Annotated in this window: 10 protein-coding genes; all 10 read right to left on the reverse strand. The window is 34.2% G+C overall.

Going from position 1 to position 12,293, the window contains the following annotated elements:
- Positions 1-232: 232 nt before the first annotated feature.
- Positions 233-1,324, reverse strand: a complete 1,092-nt coding sequence (locus tag MG290_RS09510) for a glycosyltransferase (RefSeq protein WP_264561076.1) — start codon at positions 1,322-1,324, stop codon at positions 233-235.
- Positions 1,290-2,528 (reverse strand): O-antigen ligase family protein, encoded by a 1,239-nt coding sequence (locus MG290_RS09515; RefSeq protein ID WP_264561077.1) that lies wholly within the window; start codon positions 2,526-2,528, stop codon positions 1,290-1,292. The genes MG290_RS09510 and MG290_RS09515 overlap by 35 nt, the downstream gene beginning before the upstream one ends.
- Complete coding sequence (locus MG290_RS09520) at positions 2,515-3,648, reverse strand: glycosyltransferase family 4 protein (RefSeq protein ID WP_264561078.1); 1,134 nt, start codon at positions 3,646-3,648, stop codon at positions 2,515-2,517. The genes MG290_RS09515 and MG290_RS09520 overlap by 14 nt, the downstream gene beginning before the upstream one ends.
- Positions 3,629-4,945: a hypothetical protein gene (locus MG290_RS09525; protein ID WP_264561079.1), complete on the reverse strand. Its 1,317-nt coding sequence runs from the start codon at positions 4,943-4,945 to the stop codon at positions 3,629-3,631. The genes MG290_RS09520 and MG290_RS09525 overlap by 20 nt, the downstream gene beginning before the upstream one ends.
- Entirely contained in the window at positions 4,932-5,867 is a 936-nt protein-coding gene (locus tag MG290_RS09530) for a glycosyltransferase family 2 protein (protein ID WP_264561080.1), read from the reverse strand. The genes MG290_RS09525 and MG290_RS09530 overlap by 14 nt, the downstream gene beginning before the upstream one ends.
- Entirely contained in the window at positions 5,867-7,069 is a 1,203-nt protein-coding gene (locus MG290_RS09535; protein ID WP_264561081.1) for a lipopolysaccharide biosynthesis protein, read from the reverse strand. Before MG290_RS09535 ends, MG290_RS09530 begins: the two co-directional genes overlap by 1 nt.
- Before the next feature lie 3 nt (positions 7,070-7,072).
- Entirely contained in the window at positions 7,073-8,017 is a 945-nt protein-coding gene (locus MG290_RS09540; RefSeq protein ID WP_264561082.1) for a hypothetical protein, read from the reverse strand.
- Between the two features lie 3 nt (positions 8,018-8,020).
- A complete protein-coding gene (locus tag MG290_RS09545; protein WP_264561083.1) occupies positions 8,021-9,706 on the reverse strand; it encodes a DUF6909 family protein in 1,686 nt (561 codons plus the stop codon).
- Between the two features lie 111 nt (positions 9,707-9,817).
- The gene (locus MG290_RS09550) at positions 9,818-10,687 is read right to left on the reverse strand and encodes a carboxypeptidase-like regulatory domain-containing protein (RefSeq protein ID WP_264561084.1); all 870 of its coding nucleotides are present in this window, start codon (positions 10,685-10,687) and stop codon (positions 9,818-9,820) included.
- A gap of 3 nt (positions 10,688-10,690) precedes the next feature.
- Positions 10,691-12,181 carry a GH3 auxin-responsive promoter family protein gene (locus MG290_RS09555; RefSeq protein WP_264561085.1) on the reverse strand — a complete coding sequence of 497 codons (1,491 nt, stop codon included), beginning with the start codon at positions 12,179-12,181 and terminating at the stop codon, positions 10,691-10,693.
- Positions 12,182-12,293 lie beyond the last annotated feature (112 nt).

The following is a 12,293-nucleotide window of genomic DNA, read 5'->3' on the forward strand; positions in this document are numbered from 1 at the left end:
TTTTAGATTGTTTGTGGTATAAAAATAGGGAAAAAGATGCCGTTTCGCAACAACTAACCATCTTTTTTGAAATTTTATTAATTGTTGGTTCTATTTCTATTTAAAAGAAATTTTATTGGTTTGTTCATGACAGCAAAGAATGTATCAAACACCTTCTAGATACTGAATCTTCTGAAATAAAAGCAATGTTCTTTTTCTTGAATTTGTCGTTTGAGCTGTAAAGCAAAATCACTTAGTACTGCTTATTGTTGGTGTGCTTCTCTACAAATGCAATAATTTGTTTTTCAAATTGTTCCGCAGAAAATTGTTGTGCATGTTCATGTATGGCTTGGTAGTTCCAATCTTTAGTTTCGAATGTTGCAATGCATGCGTTTAAAGCTTGTGCACTTTGCTCTTTAAAAAACAACCCGGTTTGATGGTTGAGTACTGTTTCTGTAATCCCCCCTTTTTCATAACAAATGACAGGCGTGCCACAGGAGTTGGCTTCAATTGCTGCAATACCAAATCCTTCTACACCCATTTGTATGAGTGCTTTGGCATTTTGTAAATAGTGCGATAAAACGGCTGCGTTTTGAAATCCCAAAAATTCAATCTGTGAAGAAACAGCTTTACTTTTTAAATGATTCAACTGATCGCCATCGCCAATTACGATTAGCCTTTTTCCATTTGTATTGAATGCTTCAATCACTAAATCAAAGCGTTTTATCGTTGCTATTCTGCCTGCAATCACGTAAAAATCTTGCTTAATAGTTTTAAGAGGAAAAGCACTTAGGTTTACGGGCGGGTAAATTACCGTGGCTTTGCGTTGATAATTTAGCTGCACCCAATTTTGCACAAATTTAGAATTGCAAATAATAAAATCGGGGTTTTGCGCTTGTTTAAAGTCCCATTTTCTAAATATGGGTAAGAGCCATTTTATTAAAGGATAGGCTTTTTTAAAATACAAAGGTGCATCTTGCCAAATATAATTAGAATTAGGAGCCTGAAAATAGCTGATATGAATTTGGTTTTTATTGGTTTTTTGAACACCTTTTGCTACGGAATGTGAGCTGGAAATAATTAAATCTACATCATTTGAAATCATTATTTTCTTTATTCCGAAAAAAAAGAAAGGGTAAGAGAAGCGAAATTTTTTTCCTAAAACCTGCAAGAAGGTAGTTCTTATTTTTTGCTGTTTTGGAAACATTTGTTTTAACGCAGCTGTTTGCATTACATTTACTAAAGCATGCACTTCATGGAACTGCAACGCGTGTTCTAATGCTTGAATTACTTTTTCGGCACCTCCATATTTATCTAACCAATCTACTACTAATGCTTTTTTCAAGAGTATTTATTTTATAGATTACAAAAATAGTATTTAATAAGGAAATAAATACAACGCCTATTTGCCGGTCTAAAATATTCTCGGTTAAAAAACTTATGGCTACAATTAGCAAAAAAGTTTGATACAAAACCGAAGAATTGGGGAAAAAATAGAGCAACATCCAAACGAATAATATCAACCCTAAAATTCCGAATTTAAGCAGTTGGTCTAAATACTGATTGTGGGTGTTGTAGGTAACTTTTTTAAAATCTTCATAGGATTTGTACGAAAAACCATCATAGCATTTGTTTAATTGTTCTTGCACCTTATCTGCACCAACACCCAACAGCCAATTATTTGCGATTAAGTGCGTGGCACAATGCCAAATTCCGTATCTGTAATTTACCTCATGGGGCTTTTGCTTATGATTTGGCAGTATCCATTCTTTTTCAACTACTTTTATATAGCGCTCTTTTATGGGAGAAAACCACAACAAAGCCCATGCAACCAAGGGTAAAATCATCAAAACACTCCACTTTACTCGTGTTTTTTTTATGGATTTAAAAAGGATGAACAACAAGCCTATTAAATAGCAAACCAATGCCATTCGTGCTGAATAGATATAAGCCGAAAATAACAAAAAGCTCACTCCAAAAAGGTTTAAAACGCTTATTTTTTTAGCATCAACTATTTTATGAGTAAGCCACAAAGCCGCAAAAATAGTTAGTAACCCTAAATATGGTAAATGCAAAGTTGTTGCTTCGTGGAACATATTTCTAAAAATAGGGTGGTAAAAATCGTTTTGTTTCCAAGCTTTGTTCCAGCCAAAATTAAACAATTGATTCCATCCTAAACCATTCAAAATAAAAACCGACAGAGTATAAAGCAGTCCAAAAGTCTGTATAAACTTTTTGGTAATAAGTTGCTTATTTACAAGAAACCCCAACGGAAAAATTAGAAAAGGTAAACTTTTTATGATTGATTTGCTAAGCTCTTTAAAATCAGTAGTAAATGGAATGTACAACAAATACATTATACAGAAAAAAGAAAGAATAAGAAAGGTGAATGTGTGTAGTTTTAAAAATGTAAACGTGTTGTTCTTCCACGCATTAGCCATTGCCAAAACAAACCAAATGATCATTAACAGCGAAAAATGATTCAGTTTAAGCAAAGGAAACAGTCCCAAGGCGCAAGTACATGCATAAAAAATTTTAGCTAAACGCATCTAATTCATTTTTTAAAATATGAAGATAGTTAGTTTCTTTTAAATAAGCTTGTGCACAAAGTGTTTTGTTTAGGGCTTGTTCGGGGTTTTGAAGTACGTTTATGATTTGTTGCTTAAACGCGGCGGCTGTTTCTGCATGAAAAAACATTTCATCTGTTAAACCTATGCCTTCTGCACCAATGGATGTACTTACCAATGGAATTCCATTAACCAAAGCATTTACCGATTTTACCTTTACGCCACTGCCATGAAACATTGGGTTTACAAACACATTCGCTTTTTGGTAATACTCTTTTAAACAAGGTGTATTTACAATAAAAGATACGTTTGCCAAATTACTGTATTTTCTCTGCACCTCTTGATGGTTTTCTTTTAATGAACCAACGATATAAAAATGATAATTGGGTAGTTCCTTTTGCAATAATGGATGCACGTTTTTTAAAAACCAATCCAATCCAAAAATATTATTTTGCATAAAAAGCGAACCCATAAAAACCACATTGTTTCCTGTCTTTTTGGTTGGATGTATGAAATTTTCATTGATAGGAAACGGCATAAACGTGCTCTTTTCCAGTAAATTTACTTGTGTTAAATCGTCTTTTGAAATAAACCACAGTTTATTTACTTTACTAAAAACCAAATTGGACAGTTGCTTTATTTTCGATGCTTCGATTTTGTAATAACATTTCTCTTTAAGGCTAGTTGCACTTTCCCCAAGTACCTTAAAATAATGATGCTCGATATTATGAACCCGAACCACACTGTTTTTATATGATACCGACCGATTTAATAAAAACGGCCAGCAAAATTCGCTCTCTAAGATAATTAAATCATATGATTGATGAACTTGAATATTTTTTAATGCCTTGCGACTAAGCATTTGCAGGGGTTGGTTGCTGAATAGTTGGTACAGTTTATTTTGCCTGCGCGCAAAAAAGAATCGCTTGGTGTACAATGCCATTTCATCTATTTGCTCTTTTGTAGGGTTGATCTTGTCGGTGGCAATTAAATCAACTTCATGCCCCAATGCGTGCAACCCTTTTATTCGTTCCCAAATATCAATAGCTCCTCCAAAAATGGGCGGGAAAGGTATAAATCCACTAACTACTGCTATCTTCATTTTTGTTTGAATTGTATTTGTACTCAAAAACATTGGTCAATGCCAAAAAAATCCATACATCATATTTCACGTGATAAGTGATATAAATTACACCGGCCATAATGGTGAATGCTAATGGAATCTTTAAAAAATAAAAATCAATATTTTTAATTTTATTCAGGTTAAAATAACGCTTTATAAAGAATTGGTAAAAGAAAATTAAGAAAAATATTCCTCCGTACATCAATTCATCAAAAAAAGCAGTCTTGGTTGATAGCGCTTTTGTAGTTGATAAATATCCGCGAACTTCTTGTAAATTAAATTCATCAACTATACTCGATTCTAAAATGTATTCTAAAACCTGTGGAAAATAGGTAACAAAACCACTCCACCCCACTCCAATCGGACATAGCACAAATAGCAACAACGAAGCCGTTATTGAAGAAAAACGGGTGCCGAAGGTTCCACTTGTTGTAATTTGCTCTATAATAATTTCGCGCAGAACAAAGCCTAAGAACCCGCCTACCGCAACGGTGATTATTAAAGTTATGATAAAAATATTCCGCAAATATTTATTGCGTTTTAAATAGGCCAATGTTAATGGAAGTACAGAAATTAACACTAAAAGCAGAAATCCTTTGGACTGACTTACAAATGCATAAGAAAAAAACAAAAAAGCACTTTGAAAATAAACCAACCAGCGCCAAACCCCTTTTATTTTTAAATAGTGAATTAAAAAAACGGGTAAAAACATAAAAATTACCAGAATGGTTCCTGTCCAGCTTTCTTCGGGAGTTAATAACCGTACGCGCCAATATTTCTCAGGCAATGTATGAAACAGCGGAAAAAAGGCTTTTGGATTACCTAGGTAATAGATTTCTAAAGCAATAAACGCCACCAAAAAAAGTTGTGTGAGATAAACCGCAGAAAATAAATTATTTAACGAATGAAAGTTATTGCTTAAGTACGAATAAAAAAACTGATAAGTAATGAGTATTACAATAGGATAAACACTCATTTTCAATGTTTTTAGGATAATATTTTCCTCTAAAATAACAAATGTTTCATAATGAATGTAAGTAACAGTTATAAAAACAACCGATATAAGGAAGCAATAGAGCAAAAACTTGATAAAGGCTTCTACATACTTGCTTACAATAATATGTTTGTTTGAAAGGATATAAGCAAGCATAAAAGGCGATAGCAACACAATGGGCGATCTACCAATTTCGCCCACATAGTTGTATAAAGGAAAATCTTGGTAAATAGCTGCAAAAAACACTATTAAATATATAATTACTTGCTTATTTAAGGTCATTTATGGTTATTTTTAATAAAGCATTCGCTAATTTAAACTTTCCTTTTCGCAATCGATTCAAAATAAGTAAAATACTTGAAAAATAAAATCGCATATTTAACCGATAGTGGTTTGCCACAAATTTTTTTCTGCTTTTAAACAATTCTATTTCAGAAAAATAGCTCTTTTCATTCTTGTATGATGATCCAATAGAAGCACCTTCTTTATGATATACCACGCTTTCTTCACACCAATCAGCAATGAAGCCGAATTTTTTGGCGCTTTTCACCCAATCCAATTCTTCGTAGTATAAAAAATATGTTTCGTTTAGCAATCCCACTTTTTCAATAAACAAACGGCTCACAAAGATTGCTGCCCCAATGGGATAATCAATCTTTGGCAATGATTTTTTCTGTGTATCTTTTGGTAAACCTTCCCCAACATGTTCACTGATAAAATAGCGCTCATTGAATATTCCGCCTACCGCCTGAATGGTATCCGGCTGGTTAAAATACAATAATTTTGAACCTAAGATAGCGGTGGGATGTGCTTTATGATAACTGAGTAATGCTTCTAAACTATTTGGTGTTACAACAGTGTCATTGTTTAAAATCCAAAGATAGGCACAATTTTTCTGCTGCAAACTAAACCTAATCCCTATGTTATTTCCCGCAGCAAAACCCTGATTTTTTCTACTTTTTATAAGGATTAATTCTTCGTTTTGATACGTACTTTGGTTCTCTTCAATAAAAGAGATGCTGCGCAAATTATTTTCGAAAGCAAATTGTTGTAATAATTCAAAGTTGTTCATTGTTTCGGAATTATCCACAACAACAATTTTAAAACTACTGGCTGTTTGTAGCTGCAATAATGAATGGATACATGCCATAGTATCTGAAGCACCGTTGTAATTTAGCAAAACAATATATACTTCTTCTTTCATTATTTTAAATATTTTGATCCTTTGGCAAACAAACACAATGTAATAAAAAGCTCTACTATATAAAGCGCTGCAAATGATCCACTTAAATTAAAAAAATAGGTCAACAAACCGACTGATAATAATGTTAATAAAAGTCCGCCTATTGATATGAATGCGATACTTATATTTTGTGAATTATAAATCAATGCTTGATAAAAGGGGATGTTTAATGCAATAATTACAGGTAAAAAAAGTAAAAATCTACTTAAATGCAATCCTTTTTGAACGTTTTCTGGAACATTGAAATATTGGGTTACATAAGGCATTGCGATAAAAATAAAAAGAGCTGACAGTGTTAATAAAAATACATTTAGAAAAAGCATTTTACTAACATAAGTCTTAGCTGCTTTCAAATTTTGTTGAGCTTCAAAGCAAAATCTTGGAAAAGTAACATTAAAAAAAACTCCCAAGTAACTGCGGTAAGCGGTTAAAAACAAATCAATCACTTTGTAAATACCCGAAGCGGTATTTCCTAAAAGGGCATCAATAATAAAAATGGGTGCTTGAGTGTACGCCGTAATGCTAAAGTTCGACAGTACAATTGCTTTATTCTGGTTCACAAACAGCCAGACGCGTTTAATATTTGTGATTGTTTTCGGTATTTTAAAATAAAAAAAGGCATAAAACAAAGCGTTGCAAAAACCCAATAAGCCAACGATGTATATGTAATGCTGTGGTTGTTTTATAAATAAATACACCACCACTATGTAAATGATTTTTGTGGCTATGGTGATAAAGTTGATTATTTTAAAATTTTCATTTGCCTGATACACCCACAAAGGATTAAAATACCAAGCCAACATCCATGTTAATCCCCAATAAAAAGCGGTATCTGCGTTAAATAATACAAAACATATTATTAACAAAAGAGTTATAAAAACAGTGCAATACAGTCTAAATGTATAGTTTAAACCAATATATCTTTTTTTGTAATAGTATTTTAATCGATGCGCACTCAACTCTTTTACGCCCACTAAATTAGCACCAAACTCAATCAAAATACCAATAACAATGTATAAAGAAGTTGCAACACCAATTACACCCCATTTGGCAATACCAAAAATCGGAATCACATAAAAGCCAACTAAAAACGGTGCCAGCAAACTTATAATTTGACTAGCACCATAGGTAAAAAGATTTTGTATTGATTGAGTTTTATTCAAAAATCAGGCTTTAAAACTTTTTATTTTTGAATTAAAATACGCAATTAATATATAACAAACCACAAACAAAAACGGCAGTGTTATAAAATACGGCAAAAACGGGCGAACGGGAATGTTCATCATTTTTGTTGCCAGATACACTACTTGCTCTTGCTCAATCAATTGCACATCCACAGCGTTTAATTGCTTTAGCAATGCTTCTTTTGCTGTTAACATATCTGCCAATTCAGGATATGCATTCATTGTTATATCATTCACTTTATTTTCGCTACCTAAACGTTCAAACAATCCATTTACTTGTTCAATAGACCTTGAAATTTCGGTGCGTTTTGCTAACGTATTTGCTTTTTCTATGTTCTTTCTTTGATTAAAATAGGTATCGCTATTCAAATCTTCCAGCACTTTATCAATTGTTAAATCGGTATTTCCTAAACCATCGGTATAAACCGTTAATACATGGTATTTATAATTTTTAGAAGCCAATTTACTTTTAGAGTACTTCTCCATGTCAATTGCGCGGTCGCTTAACACTTTAAAAGCTTCAAAATGAACCGGGTCTGTTAAAATGTAATTATATGCATCGTAGATAGGCTCTATTTTAAGATCATATACTTCATTGCCGGCATTCAACGAAATAAGTTCTTTATTTAATTTTAAACGGTCATAATCTTTAATCTTTTGGTTTAGATAGTCGATACTTCCAAAATTAGGAACCACTATTAATTCATGCCGCAATCTGCTTGATTTGGATGCGTTCATATAAATACCTAACCCCACTCCCACAGCAATGAGCACTAAAAAAACGTACCATCTTTTCTTAACAAAACGCAGTAAGCGGTAAATGCTATATAGCATTTTATTGTAGAAATTACCCGCTCTGTTTGCCATATATTTTACATCTACCTCTTTTTCTTCAAAAGATGCGTCTTTATTAGCTTGTTGATTCATATATTAACAATTAAAAATTTGTTCTAATATTTTTAGGGTTATCAAGTATGTGGGTTTAACGCCCGATGCGCCTAATCCGCCCGATGCCAAAGTGCTGCCTGTTTCCAACGGATTATCCGATGCGTAATAAGCATACCTAACTTTTACGTTGGGGTTGATGCTTTTGCGAATTTTTGATGCCGATTGTATGGCTTTTTGATAATGTGCTCCTTCCATTTCTAAACCAATCACGCGCCATGTGGAATCGTGAAAAAACTTTAATAAATCTTTGTTTTGCAACGATGTTCCCAAAACGGTAATCATTGACCCTCCGAAAACTGGAATGTTGTTTCCTTCAAACATTTCTACGGTCAACTCGTTTTCAAACGGGTAATTATCGCCTGTTCCTTCGTTGATATGCGCCGTAGGAATCATAATATCGCCTTTATTGCCCACCAAAATTCCAGCTTTGCCCATTATAGAAACCGATTCTACGTTCAAATGTACATCTTTTTGAAAAGGTTTCAGTAATTCGTCTATGGTTTCATAAGCTTGCTCGCCAAATGCATAATCCATTACAATCAAAACGGGCTTTTCATCATTGTTTTCTGGAACCTTATATTTTTGAAACGCTGTTTGTTCAAACTTTATTTTAGCGGTATCAAAAATCTGCACGTCAATATTGGTTCCCGAAGTGTCTGGCAAAAATAGCATTCCTTGATTCGTGGCACGTTCGGCTACTAAAGCGCGCAAATCACTGTTTCCTTTTTTACTTAATTCTTCAAAAATTTCGTTTTGGTTTTTACCTTTCAACTTTTGTTGCAGCACATTTTCGGCAAAAATCGAATTCATTACACTGTGCATATTCGCACTAATAATGTGCAACGGACGGTTTAATAACTGTAAACGTTGCAATTCGGTTTTTATTTTGGTTGCCCAAATTTCTCCGTAAATATGATGCCCCAAACGCTCGCGCAAAATTGGGCTAAAAGTAATGGTTCTTTTGTTGTTATCCAACACTTCTTCCAAAGCAATTTTCCCCAACCAATAAATTACATGTAAAAACCGATCCAGATTTTCATCGGTGGCAAATGCATCATAAATAGCGTTTATTTCGGCAAAAGTTCTTCCTAAAATTATAGAGGTATGCGAAATGGCAATTTCACGTTCGTTGCGCTCTAATGGCTCGGCTTTTAGCACAGCCTCTTGCAATTTTAACCAATCGCGTGAAACATTGTCGTCATCGTCAATTAAAATACGGTCTTTAATTTTGTGTGATTCTACAAACATAAAGGTGAGGTGCGTTAACACATCATAAATATCCGATCGTCCACGGGTGATTTCGATATTCATCTGTTCTTTGTCGATCCGGTAGCAATTACGACGGCGTTTTGGCGGCACAATGGCTTTAAAGTGCGATTGTGAATAACCTTCGTCTGATGTTAGGTTGATGTATCGACACTCTTCAATTCCCACAGGTAAACGCTCTATTACATAAAGCAAACCGTTTAGTTCTACTTTTTCATCGGCGATTGATCCATAAATTTCTGGTCGTAAAAGCAATAAAGCCTCGCGCAAGGTTTCGCCCGAAACCCCCATTGGTTTGTAAAATCCGCGGTTAAACAAATGGCGCATGGTGATGTACAAGCGCTCAACCGCTGCCGATGATTCTTGTGCTCGTGTTCTTGTTATGTATTTTATTTCTGTCATTTTTTTGTTTCAGGTTTCAGGTTTAATATTCTTATAGCATCAATTCCACAACATACATATCTACAATATACATATCTACAATATACATTTCTACAATTATACAACCATAAACTAATTTGATAAAATCAATCCAATTGCAGGATCAACAATTTCTTTTGGTGCATTTGGATTTCTTGGCTGAAACTGATCGTTTGGAAACCATTCGCCGTGCATGTACCGAAACGAAGCCGTTTTTTCTACTTTATTGTTCATCACATCGGGCTGGTAACGAAAATCTTCAAACAATTGGTCGCCTTTTACAAAATTTGCTGCTCTAAATTGATTGTTTTCGGTTATTAACCATTCTACTGCCACAAAAATACCATTTTTTGGAATTTTAATATTGTGTTTTAAAACGTTGATTAAATTTTTCTTAGTGCCGCGTTTAACTGTTGCAATGATAGGATCAACCAATAAATCATCGCTTGGACAACCGTATTCATTCATTCGTAAAAACCGAATTTTGATGGTGGCTGCAGCCACGGCGCTTTTGGTATAAACAATTACTTTATCAATATATTGAACTGATTTTATTTCGGCATTGTTTTCAAAAAACCGACCATACATATACGGTACATTTCCTGGCGTGAAATACATGTTTTCATAATGTGCATTGCCAATGGTGTGATGAAACGATTTTTCGGGCAAAACCAGCAATGCAGGCTGTGGAATTTCGTAAGCTTCTAATATTACATTTGTGGTTTTTGATGCTTCTTCTTTAAAGATTGTGTGTCCCGAAGCATTGAAAATCAACGTGTCTGTTGCCAATGCCGACGGTATATAGAACATACCCAACGAATCGGTTGTAGCGCCGTCGCTTCCATCTAAAACCCAAATATTTGTCAGTGGCAACGGTTTGTTTTCGGTGTTCACCACCTTGCCGCTAATCTGTGCAAACACACACATTGGAGTTATTAATAAAAGAAACAGCAACTTTTTCATACGCTATTTTAATTTGTGAATAAAATCGGCAATTTTACGGTCGTTTGCCAAACGCGGCAATTTGTTTTGTCCGCCCAATTTTCCTTCTGATTTCATGTATTCGTTAAAACCTCCATTTGGAACTTTGGTAATTACTAAAGTACGCAAAATACTACCAACAATTAAATCATCATAATAAACATTTTGTTTTCTTAACGCAGCATCGATCTTTAAAGCGAAATCGTCCAGATTTGTTGGTTCTTTTTCAAATTCTACCAACCATTCATGGTAAGGCAGTCCACTTTCGGGGTTAATTTGAGGCGCAACAGTAAATTCGGTAACAGTAGCATCTGTTTCGTTTAAAGCTTGCTGCATTGCTTCCTCTACTTCTTTGCCAATTACGTGTTCGCCGAAAGCCGAAATATAGTGTTTTATGCGTCCAGTTACCACAATTCTATAGGGTTTTAAACTTGTAAACATCACCGTATCGCCAATATTATAGGCCCACAAACCGGCATTTGTGCTAATAATGATTACATAATTAACGTTTAATTCCACTTCACCTATTGTGTTACGTTTGGGATTTTCGGTATAAAATTCATCGGCTTTAATAAACTCGTAAAAAATACCTGCGTTTAAAAGCAACAACATTCCTTTTGCTTTTTGCGAATCTTGATAGGCAAAAAATCCTTCGGATGCCGGATACAGTTCAATACTATCTACTTTTCTGCCAATTAATTGTTCAAATTTTTTGCGATAAGGTTCATAATTCACGCCGCCATAAATAAACAAGTTGAAATTTTTAAACAAATCGCCTACTTTTTTATTTGAAACCTGAATCAATAGATCGAAATACATTTGCACCCAAGAAGGAATTCCAGAGATAACTGTCATGTTTTGATTTTTGGTTTCTTGCACAATCGCATCCACCTTTGTTTCCCAATCATCGATACAATTTGTTTCCCAACTTGGCAAGCGGTTTTTTTGCAGGTATTTCGGAACGTAATGCGCGGCAATACCTGATAATCGTCCGACTTTCACTCCGTTTTTCTCCGTCATTTCGGGACTTCCCTGTAAAAAGATCATTTTACCATCAACAAAAGCGACTTTTTTGGTTTCTTGGATATAAAATAAAATGGCATTTCGAGCCGCTTCGATATGATAAGGCATGGATTCTTTAGTAATGGGGATATACTTTGCACCGGATGTGGTACCCGATGTTTTTGCAAAATAAAGCGGTTTGCCCTTCCATAAAACGTTTTTTTCACCGGCAACTACTTTATCCACATACGGTTTTAGGGCTTCGTAATCGCGCACGGGAACATATTTCGCAAAATCTTCGTACGATTTTATGGCATAAAACAAATGGTCTTTTCCAAACTGTGTGTGTTTTGCTTGCTGAATGAGTGAATGAAAAATTTTCTGCTGCGTTTCAACAGGTTTTATCATCCATTTTTGCTGTTGCATAACAACAATGTTGGCGAATATCTTGGCAAAAAATGATTTTAAAGACATGGTTTGTTTTTTTTATTACAAAAATCGTATTTACTGCTTGAATAAAACAATAAACTGTGCAAAAAAGTTTCAATTCAAAATATTAACAGTATGCGGTGTTAAAAATTACAAA

The sequence above is a fragment of the Flavobacterium sp. CBA20B-1 genome (assembly GCF_028473145.1).
GTDB lineage: Bacteria > Bacteroidota > Bacteroidia > Flavobacteriales > Flavobacteriaceae > Flavobacterium.

Coding starts and splice junctions, on each gene's coding strand:
- MG290_RS09540 (WP_264561082.1), bottom strand. CDS start 8,017: ATGAATCAACAAGCTAATAAAGACGCATCTTTTGAAGAAAAAGAGGTA.
- MG290_RS09520 (WP_264561078.1), bottom strand. CDS start 3,648: ATGAAGATAGCAGTAGTTAGTGGATTTATACCTTTCCCGCCCATTTTT.
- MG290_RS09530 (WP_264561080.1), bottom strand. CDS start 5,867: ATGAAAGAAGAAGTATATATTGTTTTGCTAAATTACAACGGTGCTTCA.
- MG290_RS09525 (WP_264561079.1), bottom strand. CDS start 4,945: ATGACCTTAAATAAGCAAGTAATTATATATTTAATAGTGTTTTTTGCA.
- MG290_RS09555 (WP_264561085.1), bottom strand. CDS start 12,181: ATGTCTTTAAAATCATTTTTTGCCAAGATATTCGCCAACATTGTTGTT.
- MG290_RS09550 (WP_264561084.1), bottom strand. CDS start 10,687: ATGAAAAAGTTGCTGTTTCTTTTATTAATAACTCCAATGTGTGTGTTT.
- MG290_RS09545 (WP_264561083.1), bottom strand. CDS start 9,706: ATGACAGAAATAAAATACATAACAAGAACACGAGCACAAGAATCATCG.
- MG290_RS09515 (WP_264561077.1), bottom strand. CDS start 2,528: ATGCGTTTAGCTAAAATTTTTTATGCATGTACTTGCGCCTTGGGACTG.